At 65.9% G+C, this 20,904-nt stretch carries 18 protein-coding genes; 7 read left to right on the forward strand and 11 right to left on the reverse strand.

Annotated elements, in window-relative coordinates; genetic code table 11:
- The first annotated feature begins 19 nt into the window (after window positions 1-19).
- A complete protein-coding gene (locus ACH4J0_RS31170; RefSeq protein ID WP_396244104.1) occupies window positions 20-1,471 on the forward strand; it encodes a DUF3631 domain-containing protein in 1,452 nt (483 codons plus the stop codon).
- Window positions 1,472-1,936: 465 nt separating this feature from the next.
- Here the strand turns inward: ACH4J0_RS31170 and ACH4J0_RS31175 are convergent, their stop codons facing one another.
- Window positions 1,937-2,620 (reverse strand): hypothetical protein, encoded by a 684-nt coding sequence (locus ACH4J0_RS31175; protein WP_396244105.1) that lies wholly within the window; start codon window positions 2,618-2,620, stop codon window positions 1,937-1,939.
- A 206-nt stretch (window positions 2,621-2,826) separates the two neighbouring features.
- Here ACH4J0_RS31175 and ACH4J0_RS31180 point away from each other — a divergent pair, with 206 nt between their 5' ends.
- From ACH4J0_RS31180 to ACH4J0_RS31190, 3 genes are all read left to right on the forward strand, one after another.
- Window positions 2,827-3,525: a hypothetical protein gene (locus ACH4J0_RS31180; protein WP_396244107.1), complete on the forward strand. Its 699-nt coding sequence runs from the start codon at window positions 2,827-2,829 to the stop codon at window positions 3,523-3,525.
- A 131-nt stretch (window positions 3,526-3,656) separates the two neighbouring features.
- Complete coding sequence (locus ACH4J0_RS31185) at window positions 3,657-4,931, forward strand: hypothetical protein (protein ID WP_396244109.1); 1,275 nt, start codon at window positions 3,657-3,659, stop codon at window positions 4,929-4,931.
- Window positions 4,928-5,482 (forward strand): hypothetical protein, encoded by a 555-nt coding sequence (locus tag ACH4J0_RS31190; RefSeq protein ID WP_396244110.1) that lies wholly within the window; start codon window positions 4,928-4,930, stop codon window positions 5,480-5,482. The genes ACH4J0_RS31185 and ACH4J0_RS31190 overlap by 4 nt, the downstream gene beginning before the upstream one ends.
- A 320-nt stretch (window positions 5,483-5,802) precedes the next feature.
- On the opposite strand, the gene ACH4J0_RS31195 is transcribed toward ACH4J0_RS31190, so the two are convergent.
- The 5 genes from ACH4J0_RS31195 to ACH4J0_RS31215 form a co-directional block, all read right to left on the reverse strand.
- Window positions 5,803-6,642 (reverse strand): hypothetical protein, encoded by an 840-nt coding sequence (locus tag ACH4J0_RS31195; protein WP_396244113.1) that lies wholly within the window; start codon window positions 6,640-6,642, stop codon window positions 5,803-5,805.
- A complete protein-coding gene (locus ACH4J0_RS31200; protein WP_396244115.1) occupies window positions 6,626-7,522 on the reverse strand; it encodes an aldo/keto reductase in 897 nt (298 codons plus the stop codon). The genes ACH4J0_RS31195 and ACH4J0_RS31200 overlap by 17 nt, the downstream gene beginning before the upstream one ends.
- The gene (locus ACH4J0_RS31205) at window positions 7,519-8,706 is read right to left on the reverse strand and encodes a cupin domain-containing protein (protein ID WP_396244117.1); all 1,188 of its coding nucleotides are present in this window, start codon (window positions 8,704-8,706) and stop codon (window positions 7,519-7,521) included. Before ACH4J0_RS31205 ends, ACH4J0_RS31200 begins: the two co-directional genes overlap by 4 nt.
- Window positions 8,707-8,717: 11 nt before the next feature.
- Window positions 8,718-8,858 carry a hypothetical protein gene (locus tag ACH4J0_RS31210; RefSeq protein ID WP_396244119.1) on the reverse strand — a complete coding sequence of 47 codons (141 nt, stop codon included), beginning with the start codon at window positions 8,856-8,858 and terminating at the stop codon, window positions 8,718-8,720.
- Between the two features lie 252 nt (window positions 8,859-9,110).
- Window positions 9,111-9,752, reverse strand: coding sequence for an ATP-binding protein (locus ACH4J0_RS31215; protein ID WP_396244122.1), 642 nt, complete (start codon window positions 9,750-9,752; stop codon window positions 9,111-9,113).
- A 42-nt stretch (window positions 9,753-9,794) separates the two neighbouring features.
- On the opposite strand from ACH4J0_RS31215, the gene ACH4J0_RS31220 reads away from it, so the two are divergent.
- Both ACH4J0_RS31220 and ACH4J0_RS31225 read left to right on the forward strand, forming a co-directional pair.
- On the forward strand, window positions 9,795-11,147 hold the full coding sequence (locus ACH4J0_RS31220; RefSeq protein WP_396244123.1) for a tetratricopeptide repeat protein: 1,353 nt from the start codon (window positions 9,795-9,797) through the stop codon (window positions 11,145-11,147).
- An 84-nt stretch (window positions 11,148-11,231) separates the two neighbouring features.
- Entirely contained in the window at window positions 11,232-11,672 is a 441-nt protein-coding gene (locus tag ACH4J0_RS31225; RefSeq protein ID WP_396244145.1) for an NUDIX domain-containing protein, read from the forward strand.
- A gap of 333 nt (window positions 11,673-12,005) precedes the next feature.
- On the opposite strand, the gene ACH4J0_RS31230 is transcribed toward ACH4J0_RS31225, so the two are convergent.
- From ACH4J0_RS31230 to ACH4J0_RS31240, 3 genes are read right to left on the reverse strand one after another with little or no spacing between them, the layout of a single operon-like run.
- Window positions 12,006-13,070: a ComEC/Rec2 family competence protein gene (locus ACH4J0_RS31230; RefSeq protein WP_396244126.1), complete on the reverse strand. Its 1,065-nt coding sequence runs from the start codon at window positions 13,068-13,070 to the stop codon at window positions 12,006-12,008.
- A complete protein-coding gene (locus ACH4J0_RS31235; protein WP_396244128.1) occupies window positions 13,067-13,768 on the reverse strand; it encodes a hypothetical protein in 702 nt (233 codons plus the stop codon). Before ACH4J0_RS31235 ends, ACH4J0_RS31230 begins: the two co-directional genes overlap by 4 nt.
- Window positions 13,769-13,779: 11 nt before the next feature.
- Window positions 13,780-15,888, reverse strand: a complete 2,109-nt coding sequence (locus tag ACH4J0_RS31240; RefSeq protein WP_396244130.1) for an ATP-binding protein — start codon at window positions 15,886-15,888, stop codon at window positions 13,780-13,782.
- A gap of 129 nt (window positions 15,889-16,017) precedes the next feature.
- Here ACH4J0_RS31240 and ACH4J0_RS31245 point away from each other — a divergent pair, with 129 nt between their 5' ends.
- Complete coding sequence (locus ACH4J0_RS31245; protein WP_396244133.1) at window positions 16,018-17,376, forward strand: hypothetical protein; 1,359 nt, start codon at window positions 16,018-16,020, stop codon at window positions 17,374-17,376.
- 371 nt (window positions 17,377-17,747) lie between these two features.
- Here the strand turns inward: ACH4J0_RS31245 and ACH4J0_RS31250 are convergent, their stop codons facing one another.
- Together ACH4J0_RS31250 and ACH4J0_RS31255 are read right to left on the reverse strand one after the other, a co-directional pair.
- Complete coding sequence (locus ACH4J0_RS31250; protein ID WP_396244135.1) at window positions 17,748-18,188, reverse strand: WhiB family transcriptional regulator; 441 nt, start codon at window positions 18,186-18,188, stop codon at window positions 17,748-17,750.
- Window positions 18,189-18,512: 324 nt separating this feature from the next.
- Window positions 18,513-20,489, reverse strand: coding sequence for a hypothetical protein (locus ACH4J0_RS31255; RefSeq protein WP_396244137.1), 1,977 nt, complete (start codon window positions 20,487-20,489; stop codon window positions 18,513-18,515).
- Window positions 20,490-20,904 lie beyond the last annotated feature (415 nt).

Here is a 20,904-nt window from a genome sequence, read left to right on the forward strand (position 1 = left end):
CTCAGCGAGGAGCTTCACCATGGACTCTACTTCTCCGCAGCCCATACCGGGAAGCCCGAAGTCGAGCTGGCCCGCCACCGCGATCCCCGGTCAGCCCGGTCAGTACCGCCCGGCGACCGGTCAGAACGTCGGACTGACCGGCGACGCTGACCGGAACTCCGCCGGGCTGACCGGGGTGACCGACGTGACCGCCGACCAACCGGTCAGTGACCCGGTCATCAGTCCGGGCACTGGCCTCACCCTGCCCACAGCCTGTGGACAGAATGACCGGCCGACGGTCGAGGCTGAGCCCGACGAGCGGGTGACCCAGTCAGATGACCGGGTTGCCCTTGATGGGGTGACCGGCGACACCGACGGCCCGGTCACCCCGGTCACGCCGGGCGCGGACCTGCTGACCGAACTTCGGTCAGCCATCGCTCGGTTCGTCATCCTGCCGTCCGAGCATGCCCTTGACGCGGTGACCTTGTGGGTGGCCGCCAGCCACCTGCAGCCCGCGTGGCAGCACGCTCCGCGCCTGGCGGTCATCGGTCCGGCCAAGCGGTGTGGAAAGTCGCGGCTGCTCGATGTGATCACCGAGACCTGCCACGATCCGCTCATCACGGTCAACGCGTCCTCGGCAGCCATCTTCCGGTCGATCACCAGCAAGCCACCGACCCTGCTGGTGGACGAGGCTGACACCCTGTTCGGCAGCGTCAAGGTGGCCGAGAAGAACGAGGACCTGCGCGGCCTGCTGAACGCAGGTCACCAGCGCAACCGGCCCACGCTGCGGGTGTCCGGCCCAGACCACAAGGTGATGAAGTTCCCCACCTTCGCCATGGCGGCCCTCGCCGGGATCGGAGATCTCCCAGACACGATCATGGACCGGTCGGTGGTCATCCGTATGCGCCGCCGTGCACCGGGCGAGCGCGTCGCCTCGTTCCGCTCCGAGCGGGACACCCCGGCCCTGCACAGGCTGCGCGACCGCTTGCACGCGTGGCTGGCACCCCTGGTCGACATGGCAGCCGAGCTGGAGCCTCCCATGCCCGTCGAAGACCGGGCCGCAGACACCTGGGAGCCCTTGATGACCGTCGCCGACCTCGCCGGAGGCGAGTGGTCCGTCCGCGCCCGTGCCGCCTGCCGAGCCATGACCGCGCACGAGTCTGGACAGGACGAAGACGGCGGCCTGAAGTCGAGGATCCTGGTCGACATCCGGCGAGTCTTCGCCGCCGGCGGCAACCCGGACGCCCTGTCCACCGAGCACATCCTGACCGCTCTGAAAGCCGACAGCGAGGCTCCGTGGGCCGAATGCGGACCCACCGGGCTGAGCGCACGGGGCCTGCAGCTCCTGCTCAAGGACTACGGCGTCAGCTCGGCGAACATTCGCTTCGACCGCGACACCCAGCGCAAGGGCTTCACCCGAAACAGTTTCCTCGACGCCTGGAGCCGCTACTGCCCTGAACCAGCCGAGCAGTCCGCCGGGACCGGCCGCTGACCCTCCACCACCCGTACCACCCGTCCCCGCCCAGCTCAGAGCGGGGACGGGTCTCTTCCCCGCAACGAGTCCAACCGTCCCGACACCGCTACCCGTACCGGCCTGACCAGGCGTGCAACGAGTGGGACGACTGCAACGCCACCACGGCATCCAGGGGCACCTCGATGGACAGGCCGTCGGGGGTGACCTGACCAATGCCGCAGGCGGAGCAAGTTGTGGGGTAAGTCATCCTTACCCGGGCAACCCGCTCCTGGCGGAGCAAGTTGTCGCGTACGACGGTCCTACGGCCGTCGCACGCACTTGCTCCGCCAGGAGCGCGAGGCCGAACGGAACGGTGGCTGCACGAGGGCGCGCAGTCACCAGCGGTACCTCCCGACTCGGAGGGCACCGAGGGAGGGATCGCTTGCAACAGTCGAGTCGATCACGGGCGGCCAGCCCGAAAACGATCACATGATGCCTCTGACCCTACTCAGCCGGCGTGCCCTTCGAGCCGGGCAGTGCCGGATAGCCGATCTGCTCAACGTCCTCTGCGATGTCGGACAGGGTCACATCCGGATTCAACGACGAGATGACGCTCTGTGTGAGTGGTTGCAGGGCAAGGACGTGGCGGACGGCCTCAATGTCCAGGTCCAGCTCATAGACCTCCTCGATAAAGCCTTGGTATGCCTCGGCCGTCCCTTCGAGCAAGAGCCCAAACAGCCACTCGGCGCCGTCGGCGTCCTCCATGTCCTCGTTCGGGACATCGACATTGCCGCATTTCCATTCGGAATCGATGTGCTCGCGCCACAAGCAAGCCGTCGCTCGTGGCAGTCCGTTGTGGTCGGCGAAAGCAGGTTCCTCCACGTACGAGCGGAAGACCGCCGGGACCGATTCGAAGAGTCCAGGCCACGGAGCCGGCGGCGTCACGCGGTAGGCGCTCATCGGCGATTCGTGATCAGACGCCTGGGCGTAAGCCCCAGCCGCCGAGAAGGCGATGGCGTAGTCGTTGCCGGCGCCGTCTCGCATCGAGGCCATCTCCTCGGTCGGAGACCACCGCGAGTCGAACGAGTAGTACCGGTACTCCCACTCGGGGCTGATGATGGCGTCCAACATCGCCAACGCCTTTGACCGATCGCGGACGGTTTCGATGTCTGGCAGCTGCTTGATCACTTCATAGACGGACACAGAGGTATCCAAGCCGATCCCACCGACAGCGCTCACGGTCAGCGCCGGGGCGCGGCCAGTGCACGTGGCAGACTCGGGTGCTCGGCGATCCCGAACAGAGACATCGGGCATTCCCCCCGATTGGTGGACACGACCAGAGGCTACGGTTCCGCAGTGAGGGGAGTGTCAGCGGGCCTTGGTACATGTGGGCCATGACTGATCTTGTGACGATCCATGAGGTCGCCCGGCGGCTTCCACCGATCGAGGCGCTGAGGGACCTGTGCCAGGTGCTCGCGGCTCTCGACATCGTCCAGTACCCCGCCTCACATGGTTACCGGGACCAGAACTTCGAGCGCGAGTGGCGCCCAGGCGCGGCGGCCGCGTCCATGCGCACGGGCAGCGGCGACGGGTACCTGGTCGCCTTCACCGTGGACGGAGCGATCATCCTGGGCTTCGACCACGAGTCGGAGATGAGTCCCTACTCCTTCGAACCGCTTCGTTCGTGGCCGGGTGTCCTGGAGAACGTGCCGGCGGAGTTCGCCCGGTTCATCTCAGAGCCCCCGGACTTCATGGACGACGACGTACCGCTGGTCACCGCGTGCACCTGGCGGGCGGCCGATGGTGATCGATGGCGCACGGGGGCTGACATCGTCTTCCCCGACTGCGGGCACAACGAGCCCGACGGCGCCGGCTGGCTGTTCGCGCTCCTCATCGACCCGAGGCCGGAGGCCTACGTCCGCGATCGGCAGGCATATGGCAGGAACCTCCCGGTCGAAGCGGTCCGTCACATGTACGAACTCAAGCCGCTGACCCACGAGATCGCCAGGTCGTTGAACCCAGAAGCCCCCTTCGAAGACACGCTGGCGGAGCTGGAGCAGATCGGTTACCCGATCGACCGGACGTCGAGGTAGCGAGTAAGTGCTGGTGGCGACGACTGGACGGGCTGCGGATTCCATGCCGTGGTCGCAGGTCGTGATGGTGCCCGAGTGCTCGCGCGAAACAGAGTGGTGGCCAGGCACCGCGAGCGGGATGCTGGCCAGCGATGAACGACTTCATGTATGCCGATCCGGCCACGCTAGAAGGCCAACTGCAGCGCGGCCGGGGCCTCGGAGCTCACTCTGCGCTGGCCGCCCCCGGCGCCGCTGACCTCGTGTACGAGTGCGTCATCACGGACAGCCGCTGGGACAGGCAGACCGAGCACCGCGACTCGTACCTTGCCCGGTTGGTCCACCGACTTGACCTGCCGCTGGCGCCGATCGAGCGGCACCTGTTCGCCCACGACGACGATGACCCGCAAGAGGTCGAGCCGGCGCTGCAGGTGCTCGCGCTGCTTCCGTTCGTCGGCCGGGTCGATGCGGTGTCGGTGCTGCGGCGCTACGCGATTGAAGGGCGGCACTGGGCCTCGGCGTTGGAGGCGATCGGGTGGGGCGGGGGCTGGAAGATCTCGGGAGTCTGGACCGGGCTCGACGAGGACGTCATTGCCCGCCGTGACGATGCCCAGCTGGCCGCCCACACAGCCGGAGGGGAGCCGTGGACATCCTGGGCGCGGACGCAGCCGCGGATCCGCCGCATCCTCGACGAACGCACCTCCCGTCGCTCGGGGCGGATGGTCCGGCCTCCTGACCCGCGCAGTTGTGTCGAGCTCAGCGCAGCAGAGTTGGTCGGGCTCATCGGTGCGGACACCAGCCGTGACCGGCGCTCGGCCCTGCAGGAACTGAGCAGGCGCGGTGACCTCGTCGTGCTCGACCTCGCCGAGGACGTTGGCCTGCGCAACGCCGCCGGATGGACACCCGGCATGCCTCAGGCGCTGAACCACCTCGGGGCCGCAGCCGTCGCTCGAGCACGCACCTGGACCCGCAGCGGCGACGCGACTCTTGAGCAGCTTGCCGTCGGGGTCCTGTCCGACTTCGGAGACCGTGACGACTACCCCTACCTGCTGAACGAACTCACCTCGGCCACCGCTGCAGGCGCATGGTGCGCGGCCGAGTCGCCGGCCAAGGGTCTCGGACGGCTCCGCATCGCGGAGGCCACCGACGCCCTCGTCCACGCCTGGGAAACGACCGTCCACTCCTATGCCCGGGAAGCGTTCCTTGAAGGCTTGCGTGGCTGTGCGCCCGACACGGCGGACAACTACGCCGTGGAAGGACTCGACGACTGTGAACCGTGCGTCCAGCAGGCCGCGTCCGCCGCCGCGCCGGACACTGCGTACGTCCGGACCCGGCTCCGCGAGCTCTGCGACGACCCACTCGCCCCGGAGATCCACGAGGCCGTGCGTCAGCGCCTCATGCAGCTCACAGTTTCAGGATCCGCCCGATGACCTCGCCAAAGCTCACCGCCGACGAACTCGAGACGACCGTCCAGTCGCTCATCGGCCGACGGATCGACAGAGTGCTCTACTACGACCTCCCCTCCTACGGAGCGTCAGACGTTGACTGGGACTTCGACGAATGGCACGACGTCGTGATGGGTGCCGAGCTCACCATCGACAATGGTGCGACCTACTCGGCGAGCTGGGACAACTCCTTCTCCCACTACGGCACCGAGCTGGTGCAGGCGTCGATGGGCCACTACCTGCTCAACATCGGCGAGGCCGACGGGCCTCGGGTATGGGAGGTCACCGATCACCCCCGGTGGCGCGTGCTGCTCGCTGATCCGGTCGCGGACGCGAAGGTGGTCTGGGACCAGGATCCGCGAGCTGAGAACCACAGGGTGCCGCTCGCGATCCACCTGGCCTTTCCGGCCGGCGACGTCTGGCTGATCGCAGGCCGCTCGGCCACCTGGCCCCCCGATGGGACGTTCCATCTCGGCACCGACGACCTCATCGTCGGATTTACCTGGGAGTTCGCCGACCATCTCGGAGTCGCGTAGTAGCGAGGTCGTAGCCGACGTGGCTGCGTCCCAGTCGAGGACGTTGTACAGCCGCGCCGGGCGGGCGAGCCCTGTACGGCCGACATCGCAAAGCGGTGCAACACCGCGGGGGCGCTCAATCTCAGCCGCGTGGCGGTGGACCAGTGGCCCCGGCGGAGCAAGTTGTCGCATTGGATATCCCAACGCGACCGGCCCGCCCAGAAGGGCGAGCCTACCCTGGGGGTGGCTGCACGAGGGCGCGCAGCCACCTGCAGGCGCGGGCGCGGCAAAGTCGGCCTCTGGCCCGCCCACCCACCGGCGCTGTGTCCGGTGCGACCTGGCTACCCGAGCTGCAGCAGGTGCTCCAGTCGATGCCGTAGTGGCTCCTCCAGTTCGAGGTTGTCTCCGCGCGTTGTGGTCTGCAGGAGCTCAGTGATGACCACGAGCTCGGCGAACCGTCCGGTCGGCGTGTTGAGAATGTGGCCGAGGCGCTGGAGGACATCGGCGGCAGCCTCGGGGACGAGGAGGCTGTAGGCGTGTAGAAGGGCTGCGTCGTAGCCTGCGGGGGCGATGCCCCAGCCTTCCCAGTCGAGCACTGCGAGCGTCGGGCTGGTGAGGTTGGCCCAGTGCAGGTCGCCGTGGGCCGTCGTCCAGGCCGGGACGGTGGTGTCGATGGGGATTCCCAGGTATCGAGGCATCGCCCGGTCCAGGTACTCCTGGCGGACTGCCACCCGGTCACTGGGCAAGGTGGCGATGGCGTCGAGAGCGGTGCTGAGAGTGCCCCACCAGGTGTCGTCCAGGTCCGGCACCGCACGGAGGATGGGCTCGTGGATGGTGACAGTGGGGGCGGTCACCTTGTCGTACAGCTCCGCCAGGTAGCCATACTCGCCCTCAGCCCAGGTACGGCGCTCCCGCAGACGTGGGCGGGGCACCGCAGGAGGCATCGAGCGTTCTGCCTCCTGCGGTCCGTCCCAGAGCTTGCCGCTGGCCTTGTCGGCCGGTGCGGACACTAGCCGGAGCCAGCCGTCACCGGATGACGTGGCGACCGGGCGGCTGAGCGTGCGCCCGCGCCAGCCCCATGCCTCGCGCGAGCCGATCGGCGTTGCGTAGAGCGCCACCGTGGCGGCGGCGTGCATCTGGCGCATCCGTTCGGCGGTGTCCGGCTCAGGTTCCGAGTACATCCGTGATCCTTCGCAGCACGTCCGGAGACAACGGCGGCCGGGCGACGGCGTCGGCGGCCTGCCTCCAGTGTTGCGGGTTTCCCGTCGACAGGAGCACGCGCTTCACACCGGGGGCTGAGGCGACGACGGCCAGAGCCGCCTGGGCGGGTGTGATGCCGGAGCTGATCAGGTCGGACAGCTCGCGGGTGACCGTGCCGGGGATCTCACCGCCGTGCAATGGGGCGGAGGTGAACACCTCCAGCCCTGCCTTCAGGGATTCGGCCAGCACGCCGTACCCGTCGAGGCCCTGGGCGACCGGCGCGAGGTGGACGAGGGAGACGGGGAGCTGGACGGCCCGCAGGTGGTGCTGCGGGCCGCCGGCCTTGGTCGCGAGTTCGAGCAGGGTGGGTACGTCGAAGAGCCCGCTGCTGAAGCCGCGCCACGTCGCCACCCCGTAGGCCCTGATGGTCTGTTGGCTGCACGCCTCCTCCAGGGCAAGGAAGGCGGTGTAGAGCCGGTCGGTGATCTCGCTCTCCTGGCAGCCGTGTTCCGGATTGTGCAGGAACACCAGGTCAGGAGTGCGGCCGAGCATGCGCTTGCTGCGGGCGAGCTGCCAGGCGATGTAGTCCGGGGCGAGGCAGTGCCCGCGCTCGGCATCATCGGCGGACAGCGCTCCGGCGCGCACGCCGATGCGCTTGGCGCTGGGCGGGACGAAGCCGACCTTCGTGGAGACCCGCAGGTGCGGGTAGGCGGCAAGGACTGGGGCGAGCGACGTCTCCGCCCGGCCGCTCTCGTAGTTGGGCGCTGTGTCCACCCAGTCGGCGCCACGGGACGCGGCCATCAACGCGGCCTCGGCCACGTCGAGACAGCGATAGGTGCCGAGACCAAGCCGGGCGGTCATTGCCCACCCCCGATCGCGGCGACCTGGCCGTCGACCAGCTCCGTCACGAGGCCGGCCGCTTGCGCGAGAGTGATGCCAGCGGCCTGCGCGAGATCGGCCAACCGGTGGCTTCCGCCGTCGGAGAGCAGCGCGAGAAGCGGCTGGGCCTTGGCCGTGAACATCCACTCCTCGCCACCGGTGGTCAACCGGACGGTGCCCTCCGGCCCGGCCGCGAGCGCGGGCCGCATGGTGACGAGACGCACCCTCAGGTCAGCCTCCGGCGGAGCCGCTGTGATGTACGGCAGTGACGGAACGAGCCTGGCCCGCTCGGTGGCGTCGCGGGCTGCGGAGAACCGCGTGATCAGGTCCGCGCTCTCCAGTTCGGCCGCGACGAGCTTGCTGATCGCGTCGAGGAAGGCCCGCTGCTCATCAGCGGTGACGAAGCGCGGGATGTCCGCCCGGACGGTCTCGTGAGCGCGCAGGATTTCCGACAGCCAGGTGATCAGGTCGGCGCCTGTGGTGCTCTGCAGCCCGCACGTGACGTGCAGCGAGTGCTGGCCCTCCGAGGCGGCGACGGCGTGCCACCAGCCCCGAGGCAGGTAAAGCACGTCGCCAGCGGTCAGCACCAGATCGGCGACGGGCTCCTCCGGCGGCGGCTCGGGCATGTCGACGTCGCGGTGCATGGGCGCGGTGCGGGTTGGTCCGTAGATCCGCCAGCGCTTCGCGCCGTCGAGCTGGACGACCACCACGTCGTGATCGTCCCAGTGGACGCCGAAGCCCTCGGTACTGGTCCAGGAGGCGTACAGGTTGACCTGCACGCCGGTTCGCAGCCAGCGCTCCAGTTGGCCGGCCAGAGCGCCGATTCCGGGGTGGAGTTCGTCGACGGCGTCCAGGACCAGCGTGGCTCCTTCGGCGAGCCGCTTGTGCAGCTCGGCGGGCTGGAACTGGTTCCAGACTGTGCTTCGCCGGGTGACGATGGGGCGCGAGTACATGTGCGCCGGCACCTGCTCCCCACCGGCGGCGAGTCGGAAGCGAGGCGGTTCGAACCGGTGGTGGGTCAGGATGGCGTTGAGGTCATCCCAGGTCATCAGTCCGGTGAGTGACACGGCATCGCCGTGTGCGACCTTGAAGCTGCGGCCGAGCGTCTGGGCGAGGAAGTCATCCCCGCCCAGACGCTCAACCACCGAGAACTGCTCGGTGGTCACTGAAGCAGCCGTCAGTCGTTGGTGTCGGTACGGCCGGTGGAGCCGCCGTCCGAGGGCTGCTCGCCGCGCGAGCGGGCCGCGGCGACCTTGGCGCGGGAGACGAGCAGGCCGTCGCCCTCCAGCTCGGTGTTGTTGCTGAGGTTCTCGGGCATTGCGCCCTCCTTCGGGTACGTGGAGCCTGGCCGGTTGCCGGGCTCCGGTGGTATTGCGGCACGAGTTACCCAGGGGGAATCGGGCGCTCTCGCCGCGCCTGCAGGTGCCCGCGCCGCTCGTCTGGAGGTTGGCGTGAGCTGTGCTGCAGGGACCCCCAACACCGCAGGCCAGCCTCGTCGGAGCCAGCGGTGTCGATCCCTCCCCAGCCCTGTTCGGGCGGGAGGGAAGCCTCGTTCAGCTGAAGTGCCTGGTCAGGTTGTGCGGGCCAGACCAGCGCGACGATGCTCGGCCGTGAGCGCGGACTCAGGCGGTGCGCCGCTCGGTGCCGGCCGCCGACTGATGTCGAGCTCGGCCCAGGTCTTCTTGCCCTGCGGGGTGGGGCTGCTGCCGTGGCATACGGCGAGCGCCTCCACCAGGAAGAGACCGCGCCCGCTGGTGTCTTCCTCGTCGGCGATACCGGATGCCGGAGCTTGAGGGCTGGCGTCGTACACCTCGATGAGCAGGCGGTCTCGGCCGGCGTAGACCGCGATGTTCACGAGATCCCCTCCGGCGTGGACCACCGAGTTCGTCACCAACTCAGAGACCACTACGGCGATATCGCCCGCCGTCTCCTCGTCCAGCCGTATCCCCCAAGCGCGGAGGGTCGCCATCACCCTGTGGCGCACAGGAGCGACGATCGAGGGACTGGCGGGAGCGACGAACCGTGCGGCAGGCATACCGGTCTCCTCGGCGCGTGGGCGCGGTTCGCTTCCGGTGACGTACAGGAAGCCGAGCCGCAGATCTGGAGCCGCCCAGGCACAGGAAGGGGAGCCTGCAGCCGAGTTGTATCGGCGCTTGGGCGACTGATGATTAGTCAACCGCCGCCCGCTCACCAGCGGTACGGTGATGACCACGCAGAGTGGTATACGAGGTTTACAGCTCCAGGTCGGGGGATCATGGCGGCGCAGAAGGAACCCAACGGCAGGCTTCGAGACGCGATTTCAGCGACCAACTGGACCTACGAGGCCCTCGCGTCCGCCGTCCGTCGTGTAGCTGCCGAGAACGGCGAGACCCTGCGCACCAACAAGTCGGCCGTCGCTCACTGGATCGACGGCGCTCGCCCTACAGGCCAGGTCGGCCAATACATCGCCGAAGCCCTGTCCCGCAGGGCGGGACGACCAGTCACCCTGGTCGAGATCGGCCTCGCGGCAGCCGAGGAGTCCCTGGCCGCCAGCACTGACCCGGTACTCAGCGCCACGAACCTGGGGCGCGCTGACGTCGACCGCCGGCGCTTCCTTGCCATCGCGGCGTTCACCACCGCCGGGGTCGCGATGCCCCTGAGCTACGACCACGAAGCTGTCTCCCGCCTGCTACGAGCCCGCACGGGCGTCGCAATGGTGGGTGAGGCGGAGGTCGAGGTCGTCAGGCAGATCACCGCCGTCTTCAGCGCGGCAGACGAGCGCCTCGGGGGCGGCCACGGCCTCACCACCGTCACTGCCTACCTTGCCGACACCGCCGCCCCGATGCTCAGCGGGCGCTTCCCGAGCGAGCAGGTCCGACGGCAGGCCTTCGGGGCGGTGGCCGAACTCGCATATCTCGCAGGCTGGAAGCACCACGACCTGGGCCAGGAAGGCGCTGCCCAGCGCTACTACCAAGTCGGTTACCAGCTCGCCTGCGAAGCGGACCCAAAGGGCCATGCCGGCTGGATGATGCGGGCCCTGGCCCACCAGGCCCTGAGTCTGAAACAGCCTCACCACTGCGTCGACCTCATCGAGAACGCACTCAACCGGAGTCTGGGCTACGTCGACGGCCAGACCGAAGCCCTGCTGCACATCACCCACGCTCGCGCGTACGCAGCGACCGGAGAGAAGACGGCTGCGGCGAAGGCCCTCCTTGCTGCCGATGACGCCCTGACACGGCACACCGAACCGCAGCCCAGCTTCTCCTTGGTCAGCGGACCCGCCGCTGGCACCGTCGCCAGCCACACCGCCAGAACCCTGACCGACCTTGCCGATCACGTCGGCACCGAGCAGCAGCACCGAGCCGCACTCCTCCGCTGGGACGCTGAGAAGTACAAGCGTGTCCACGTGCTCACATACGCCGACCTCGGGGACAGCCTCGCTGCCCAGACTCGCGCCGACGAGGCTATTGCGACCTGGAGCCAGGCCATGGACCTCATGGAAGGCATGTCGTCGGATCGCACCAGGAAGGCCATCTCCTCCATCAGGCCCAGCCTGGCGATCTACCGTAGACGCGGAGTGCCAGGGGCCGTCGAGTTGGAGCGGCGAGCCCGAGACGCTCTGATCTAGCACCTCCCCGCCAACGAAGGGACCACCGTGGCCGAGCAGCAGATCGCCGACGCAACTAAAGCCCTGAAGCCTGCCACAGACGCCATGACCTTGCTGGTCGCTGCCGTGATCGTTCACGACCGCGAGACCGGCAGAGTCGTACTTCTCCAGCGCGGCCCCCGAGCCAAGTTTGCCCAGGGGATGTGGGACCTCCCCGTCGGCAAGAGCGAGCCCGGAGAGCCCATCACCGAGACCGCGGTCCGAGAGCTCAAGGAAGAGACCGGCCTGGTCGTCGCCCCCGAAGCCTTGCGGCTGGCCCACGTCATCCACGGCGCACGAGGTGTGGAGGCGCCCAACGGCTTTCTGACAGTCGTCTTCGCTGCCCATGATTGGTCAGGTGACCCCGTAAACGTCGAGCCAGACAAGCACGCCCAAGTCGGTTGGATTCCTACCGATGCCATCCCCGAAAACTTCGTCTCCACCACGGCCAGCGCACTCACCCGGTACCTTGCTGGCGGCCCCGACGTGTCACTGGACAGCTGGTGAGGGAGATAGCCCGTGGCTGCCACATCGCCTCGTTCGTGGAGTGGCCAGCCTCCTATCCGATAAGCACGGCCGCCATTCAGCCCTTATGCTCGCGATCCTGGCTGGACCAGCCTCGCGATCTAACGGGGGAGACGGCTAACTGGCCAGCGGAATGGCTGCCACATGGACAGAAACCGTCGCCGCCCGCGCGCAGGAGCGCGCCACGACGATGCTGCTGTTTGCATTAATCTCGGAGCTCGAAACGGCCCGCGTGTTCCCTTCCCCGTCGACGAGTCAGGGAAGGGACAGTCGCAATCTGGGCCCTCTGGCACCAACGTCAGCACTTTATTCGGGTCACGGCAAGCGGGGGTGAGGCAAGCTCGAGCCTTCTGTGCACATGGGACTATTGACATTTTCGCGGATCCATGCGCGATGTTTATCCCGCGGTGGATCGACAACGACATCGCCGTCCCTAATGGTGATGCGTACTGTCCCCGCGCAGCAGGTGCCGAGTGCGCGACCAGCCGATGGCCGGCTCAAAAGATAGTCACGCGGAACTTGCGACGGGACGATCGAATGGCAATGGCGGGAAAGCTGAGTGCAAGCCATTCGAACCTCAGGAAATGACGTCTTAATCTTCTCCACCACCTCGGGCAGAGGGTTTTCGTAGTTGCCGCGCCCCATCGAGAAGAGGACTACCTTTGGCTCGACCACATCGCAGAGAAGTTTTGCAAACTCGCCTTCTTCGGTCGAGTCGCTATGTCCGCCATGGTGTGGATAGACAAGGACGTGGGACGATATTGTTTTGGCCCGCCGGGCCATTTCCTCAAATCCAGAGGAATTGATATCGCCAGGGAGGAGCAGCGCGGGATTCCCCTCCAGGGTGACATGAAGCACAACCGACATTCCATTTGTGGTGATCTCTGGGCGAAACCTGCCGCGAGAGCCCGGGCCATGACCAATATCGCGAAGGGTTGGATGAAGGATTTCAATCCCAATGCGATCAAGCGAGAGCTGTGACCCGTCGGCGTTGCTTATCCCGATTCGAACTGAGAAAATTCCGGCGTCGGCTCGGTCGGATAGGACTGCGAGAAGCTCATCCCATTTTTTGGTGTCCTTGGTGCTGTCGGAATTTGCCCAAACAGTTCCGATTTGGAATTTTTCAAGGGTTAAGAGCCTTAGTGCACCTTGGATGTGATCGGTGTCGGCATGGGATAGAACGAGATGCTCGATACGCCGGATTCCAGTATCGATGAGCGTCCTGTAGAGAAGCTTATCGGACTTCGCATCTACAATAACGCACCTATCTCCCTCGCGGAGGACGGCTGAGTTGCCGTGCCCGACGTCCAGGATCAAGACTTCCGCTGTATCTGGTGTTGCCCCTTGCGCCGTACAAAGAATTTGCTGGGCCTCGGTCATCGGGCCCTCCACTCGGCCGGCGGAGTGGGGGCAGCTTTGAGGTTTCGGAAGAATAGCTCGGATTCGTGATCGGCGTAGAAATTGACCTCGCCGAGAAAGATCTGGTCGATGAGATCGGTGGAACGCACTCGGAATCCTGGCGGAAGCAGCGCGATAGGGATCGTCACGGGTACGTCCGGTTGCCATGCGGTGATGGTGACATCCAGCGTGGGTCGGCCAATATGGTCGTGGACATCTACGACGCGAATTGGAGTCAGGAATCCCTGTCGCTCCAGAGCCCTGTTACCCTCGGATTCTTCCTGCGCGATCTGAAGAGCTTCGGCGATGGCGTAGACCGAGCCGGGGCCCTTCTTCACGATACGTGGAATTCCATATCGCCATGCTCTGATAGTTGTGGCCTCATCGTCTTCCACATACGCGCTATAGAGAATCGCAGGGAGCCTGCGCTCGTTTGCCCTGGCCACGAGTTCCGCGCCGTCGAAGTTCACTCCGCCTCGCGGGTGCAAGCGATGGTCTGAGATGAGAGCGTGGCAACCCCGGTCCATTACCTCGTCAAGAACATCGTCGATCTGTCGAGGCCCGCGAATCAGCATGGAAAAGACTGAATAGTCTAGATCCTCTACCTGGTCACAAGCCCTAGCCAGATCGTCTTCCCGGTCATCGAGTACGGCGACATCGAAGCCTTCGCGGACGGTCACTCGATGATCCCTTACCTGTTGTGGCTATCAGCCTGTCGGGGGAGACGCACATAAAAGGCCGCGCCTCCAAGCTCGCCGTTCGCCTCTGCAAGCAGATCGCCGTCTTCGAGTACGGTCTTCTTTCCATGCAGGTCGGCAACGATGTCTTTGACGATCGTGAGTCCTAGCCCGGTGCCATCAGCGCTGCTCCCCTCCCCAGGCAGCCAGATATCCTTGAGATCGATTCCTGTAATGCCAGGTCCGGAGTCAGCGACGTTAATAACTACGTGCTCATTCTCCGCGCGAGTTCGAATCAACACAGTGCGCTCGCGCGATGTGTCATCGCGACTGAAAGAGCGCGCCGCGTTAATCACAAGATTGGCGTAGATGGATTCTATGTCTGCTGGGGGTGTCAAAACTCTTGCTGGCTGGTCGCTCAGGTCGAGGTCTAGTTTGATGTGCCAATCAGATAGATATCCGCCGAACATCTCCACAAATTCTCGACAGGTGTCATTGATGTCGACTACCGTCGCGCGCCGCTTTCTCCGCTGCAACATTCGCAGTGGGAGCTTAGCGAAGGAATGAATGGAGCTGGCTGTATTCTTAGACCTTGTCAGCACCTTTTCGATTTTGGCCTCGAACACATCAGGCCCGAGCAGATCCCGGCCCCGCCGCTCAATGGTATCCAAGTCTTGCCCGAGCCCTCCGGCGGAGCCAATGGACTCGTGAGCGAATACGGCAGTGCTGATGCCCACGGTTGCCAGGGAGCGGTACAGCAGGCGGTCGCGTTCCAGCTCCTTGATCAGGATATTCTGACTCTGCACGAGCTCGGCCACCTGCTTGCGTTGCACCGGGGGAAGGGAGTCCAGGACAGATTCGACCTTTCGGCTGGCTTCTTGCTCAGCCTTTCTGGCCGTCGCTGCTGCTCCGGTGCGGTCGGTCTCGCGGCGTGTTAGTCGGACCCGCGCAGCCCAATCTGTGGCGCGTGCGGCAAAGTCGCGGAGCTCGATAAAATGCAAGTTCTCTTGGAACCCCATGCGGTCCGTTTTGGGAACCAGCTGATTATCGGGATCTTCTACGGTAACCCGGCCCACGCTTGTGTTGGTGCTTGGGCGGACCTCGGGGCTTCGGGCCCGTAGCAGGTTGAGCTCCAGCCAGTCGAAGCTCGGATCGCCATATGGGTGGACTCGAAGTCCCCTATGGAATAGATGAACGCCGCCGACGACTCGGAGCCACGGTCGAAGATCTGTGTATTTCCGGAGAGAGTTCCGTTTTTCAAACGACTGCTTGTCCAGGGTGAACATCCACAGCTCAAATTTGGCTGCCGGTGCGTGGTACATCATCGGACACGTGAAGTGCCCACGGTCTCTCCTCATTGCGACATCGCCGTGTTCCCCTTGGGCTAGGACTTCTCCCTTCCAGTCATAGAGGGTGGCACTGGCGATTCCGTTTTCGTCAAGCGTGGCAACGAGCTTATACTCACACTCGTCAAAGAAGCCGCGGTTCACGGCATCGGACATGCGCTTGAATTGAGGTGCGTTAAGAGAGGTTACAAAACCTGTGTCCTCGTCATCAAAGAATCCAGTGAGCAAACGCATGGCCCGCGAGAGCCGTTCCATTTCCGCTTCGTTGAACCCTTGGCGCAACCGGTGAACGGTGATGCTGGTTCCCGGTCCTTGATTCGTCGCCCGGGTCTGGACGATCAGATCGACTTCCTCGACCGTGTCAACCGAGTCATACGCCGACCAGTCAATCTGGAGGACGTGGGCTACGCCTGGCTGGCTCCGGGGACGGCTGACGAGCTCAACTTGCTGACCGAGTCGCAACGAAGCGAGACGCCCGAGGCCCTTCTCACCGAGCTTGCGGCGCCCCTTGGTCGTGAGGGGTGAGGATGGCTTGGACGACCGCCCGATCAGGAGAAACGCGTCGGTGATGTCCTCGGCTGTCATGCCGTCGCCGTCGTCCTCGACGACCAGTGTCCCACCTGGCTGCGACGCGTTGTTCAGAGTGACGGTGCAGCGCGTCGCATCGGCGTCGTAGGCGTTGCGGACGAGCTCGATGACACCCAAGTCTGGGTGTGGGATGAGTTCCTCGCCCAGGCGAGCCAAGACGTCCGTGGAGAAGCGCAGATGAGTGCTCAAGGTTCCCCCTCCGAGCTGGGCCGACCCTGGGGTTACTTGGTCAGCCAGACTGCTGCAGAATAGCGGCTAACTGATCGTCAGGACTAGCTGTCTGGAAGGAAAGCCCATGCTGAGGAGGAGGGGGAGCGGGTGCGAACGGTTGGCTATACGACGTTCACAGACCAGCTAAGGGTGCTGGCGACCGATGTCACAAGAGGGGCCTGGGGCCGTGTTGAGCAGGACGTTCACGCTGCCCTCAACGGGCAGGCGGCGGAGCAGCTGCGCGCGCTGGTTCCCCTCCAGGTCAGGCGCGAGGAGGGAGCATTCTTCAGCGGCGGTGAGGTGCGGTCTAAGTTCTCGGACTTGATCGGGAACGACGGGCGAAACGATCAGTCGCTGGGGTACTGGGACCCCACCTGTGGCGCGGGAGACCTTCTCCTAGCGGCAGCGTCTCAACTACCCAAAGGACCTAGCCTCGAGCAAACGCTGCGGCAGTGGGGGAGCCTCTTGAGGGGCGAGGACCTGCAGAGCCCGTTTGTAGAGGTAGCCCGACTGCGGCTGTTCCTCGCTGCTGCTGCGCGACATGGCGAGCAGGGCGTGCGGTCCGATGTCAGGGTTGAAGCCGGACTTCGTGCGTTTCGCAGGGTTAGGGTCGCCGACGGCCTCGCATCACTGCGTTCCACCTCGGGCTACCAGGGCCACCTGCTCCTCAACCCACCATACGGTTCCGTCCCGGCGAGTGACGGCTGTGACTGGGCAACTGGGGCTGTCTCCCAGGCTGCTGTCTTCACGCTTGCTGGGGCGCAGGCTCTTGGCCTGGGGCAGCGGCTCTCCGCCATCTTGCCGGATGTACTCAGGAGCGGTGCTCGCTACGAGGCCTGGCGGGCTCGGCTCGAGGCCGTCTTGAACGTCAAACATGTTGATCTGTATGGGCAGTTCGATGCTCACACAGACATCGATGTCTTCCTACTCGACGGAAGCCGGCGGCGACGGGTGAGTGCACCTACGTCGTGTGGCCTCTGGTGGCCGGACCCGATAGCGAAGGCCAGCCTTGAGGACGCCTTTGAGATCAGAGTTGGAACCGTGGTTGACAATCGAGACCCGCATGACGGGCCTGAGGTCGCCTTCCTGACGGCGCGTGATCTTGCCGACGTCGAGGCAGGCCGCTCCCTGGCGCGCACGAGGCAATTTGCAGGTCGTCTCGTTGCTCCGCCCTTTGTGGCGATTCGTCGTACATCCCGACCTGGCCCAGGTGCCGGTGGCGCCGCACGCGCGGCTGGTGTGATCGTGACCGGACGCACCCCGGTGGCAGTAGACAATCACTTGATCACGGCAAAACCGACCGTAGGTGGGGTCAAGGAGTGCCGACGGCTGCTGAAGGTGCTGTCATCTGCCGAGGTGTCCGAGTGGCTGGACCAACGGATTCGCTGCCGTCACCTGACGGTGGGCGTGGTCCGGGCTTTGCCTTGGCCACCGAACGCTCCGCGGAGCCAGCCGGCTTCTACCTAGAGTCAGTAGGTGCAGCCTATGGCATTCGGATGAGTGCTGGGCCGACGGGGAGGAAGGCCCCGAGGGCGACGAACTCGCCCGGCGCGACCATCGGCGTCGGCAGTCCTCGTGCCGCATCTGCGTTCTGCACGCCTAGGCCGAGCTCAGCAGCGGAGGCCTCTCCAGCGATACGCCGACTGTTGGGACGTCGTGAGTCGAGACTGTCAGAGAGGGCCCACCCGGCCATCGCCGGGCCTGGCTCGGACCGCGCGGCTGCCCGAGCCACCCGGCCCCAAGCCGAGCACCCAACTGGTGCCCGCCCGGCAGGTCGCCCGCTGATCACCTGCCAGGCTCGCATCTCCAGGCACCAGCCGCGCCCCAGCTCATAGGCCTTACGCCGTAGCCGTCCGCAGGGCGCGCTGCACGGTCCTGCGGGAGCACCCCAGCTCGGTGGCGATGTCCTCGACTGTCCAGCCAGCGGTCCGGAAGTGGGCTGCCTGAGCGACTCGATCCGGTACTGGCGGATCTGGTGTCTCAAGACCGAGGACTGTGGCGACACGGCTGCGGTCCTCGGGGCCGAACCCGCCGTACCAGCCACTGCGCGCATCTGGGTCCTCTGTGCGGAGGGCAAGCGCGAGGCAGGCAAGGCGGACCTTGCAGCCGGTGCAGCGGGCGATGACTAGGTCATCCGGTCGACCCTCCTCCGGATGGAAGGCGTCTGGGTCCATCCCGCGGCAGGCAGCGCGACGGAGCTGACGATCAAGATGGTTGGGTTGGTGGATCAGTTCGCCGAGCTCGGATGCGTGGTCGGCGACGAAGTGCGCGTAACTCATGGTGCGTTGAGCTCCAGCTCTTGGCCGGTGTTCCGGCCGCCGATGAGACTCGGGTGAGCTGGGCTATTCCCGGCGCACCCGCTTGGTGCCTTCCGGGCAGGAGGGGCCCGGCGTGGCGCAAGCGGCAGCGGACGTATGGCTGGCCCCAAGGCGTACTGGCGTAGGAGCATTCGCAGAGCGAACGCTCGTGGCGCCAGCGTTGCCGCCCGTCGCCGTCGAGGCGGCGAGGTGAGCGTCACACGTGGTCCGTGTCGCGTTCCCCGACAGTTGCGGGGAGGGTGACATCGCTCCGCCCGAGGTCGTCCCCGGGCGAAGCGTCAATGGTTAAGCGATCTCGGCGTCGTGAGTGTCTTCGTCTTCGAGGTCGATGTCCTCGTCATCGAGATCGTCATCGTCTTCGGGGAGTAGGCCGTGCCGTTGAGCGCTACGGTCACTCCAGATGGGGAGCTTCTGGAGGACTCCGAAGAGGACGCTTTGCCAGATGTCGCAGTCCTGCTTGTTGGCGCCCAACGACGCGATAGCCGGGTTGCCGTCGTCGGACTGGACTGCCTCCACCTGCTTGACCGCCCGCTGGACCGCCTGAATCGAGCTGCCCAGCGCATTAAGGGCGTTCCCTAGGACCTCTGCTGGGGTCTCGGGTGCGGGCATGAGCGCAGGTCCTTCACCGGCCGGGCGGAACCGACGCCGCAGGTCGGAGTCCCTGGCGATGATGTCGCGGCCGTCGGCGTTGCGCTCGACCGCCCCAGCGTCGTCCACCATTCGGATCCTGCGGGCGTTGCCGAAGTCCACAAGGGCCTGGCGCAGTTGGTGTACGCCTTGGGGTATCGTCCGCATACGGTCGATGACCTCTCCCGGGTTGCGCCGGTCCGGCTGGTCACTGTCGCGGCTGCCACGGTCGGCGGTCAGCCGCCCATCGACGACGAGCGGATACGCGCTGCGGGCCGCAAGCTCGCGGGTCGCGGGCCCCGGGTTCCCGGATTCAGCCTCCGACAACGCGGCGGCGGCGAGCTCGTCTGCGCTGCGGAAAGTGGCCTCCCATTGTTCCTTGGCCAGCTCGCCACTGAACGAATCCTTGAGGTACTTGCGGGTCCGCTCCCGTCGGCGGGAGTCCTCCTCGGGCACGGACCGCAGCACCAGCGAGGTCGCCAGCTCGAACAGCAGCTTGGGGCTGGTCTTCTTGCGCGTGCTCTGGCTGGTGATCGCGACACGGACGGCCTCGTGAGTACCCGGATCACGGTCAGTGAAGAGTCGCACGATCGCCGCAGCCCGCACAGCCGCGTCTGCACTGAAGCCGGCGGCCTGGGCTTCCTCGGGTGTGAGCGCCCCAGCTAGCCAGTTGGCCTTGCCTGTTGTGATCAGGCCTCGGCGCTCCAGCTCGTCGATGACCGCATCGGCGAGTGCCTCGTTCTCGGTTGCCTCCCCCCAAGGCTTGGGATAGTCGACGTGGCGCAGCGCCACCAGCGACTTGACCGCGACGCCGAAGTCGGCGGCGATACCTCCGTGAGACTCGAAGCCGACTAGCAGCAGGGCAGGCAGTTTCTCGCATCGCGCGTTGATCGCAATGCCCGGGTCGACGTGGTCTGGGGATCCTGCGGCGGTAATCGCCTCATTGAGCCTGCGGATGTGGGCGCGCATCTTGCGCTCGTCCCGGTCGTAGGGGACATCGGCGGACCTGAGGTCGAGCAGGTCGTGGACACACGTCAACCGGCTGGAGCCTTCGGCGGTCACCGGGATGGTGACGCTGGGGCTGCCGTCCTGGTGGTCGAACGTCGTTGCCGCGAGCCAGACCTCGGTCATCACGCCTTGGTGTCGAATGGAATCCCGCCAGTCGTTGTTATTGATCACATAGTCGCGGGCCTGTTGTGCCGCCCACGCCAGATGCTCTTGGTCTCGAATCTCCTGGACCAACTCCGGGCGGCCTTCGGGCGCGGCCTTGGGCTCGTTGAGAGGCCGCAGCCGGGTGCTCTCGCCCCGACCGACTAGGGTCGAGGCTGGGTGGCGGCGGGCGGGGCCGTTCCGAGGGTTCCGCGGGTCGGGCATGACGTAGCGGGCCCATACCTCGACCCGAACGGCGAGAATGACACCACCGGGAACGGAGAGCCGCTCTGGGTTCTCAGCCGACTTTCGGGCTGTGGAGGGATCAACGACGGCGAGCGCGAGTGCCTGCGCGGCTTCCTCGCGCATGTTGAACAGGTCGGTGAGCTTGTCAGCCAGCTTGCGTGTAGCGAGTGCCAGCGCGGGCGAGGGCAGTGGTTCAGCCGGTCGAGGAAGCACGGTCTCCACCGTGATGGGAGTATTCATTAGGTCTTTCTCCGACTCCTAGATCCGGTTGCCCGGGATCAGACCCGGACAACTTTTCGTCGTCCGAGGAGATCGGCCCTAACGCACTCCGCTCTCCCCCTCGGCAGTCCGGGCGACGCCCGATGTGTCCGAGGCGGCATCAGCCAGCTCTGGCCATCTCTGAGACGTACCGGCACGTGAATGCACCGGCGTTGCCGCCCTCCGTACCAACGACGGAGGTGAGATGGTCCGACCTTGCTGTTGTCGCAAATCCCACGCTAGCACCAGGGGTGACACGGCAACCGGGATCTCTCGCTACCGGACGAAGCCGCCTGACTTTCTGTCGGCGGCGGCTGAATTCGGGCCGGTATCGACGGTTGAGTTGTGGGCCAGTCGTGGTCTCGCTGGATGGTGTGTGTCAGTCGTTGTCGTTCGT

It is taken from the genome of Kitasatospora sp. NPDC017646 (genome assembly GCF_044329365.1).
GTDB lineage: Bacteria > Actinomycetota > Actinomycetes > Streptomycetales > Streptomycetaceae > Kitasatospora.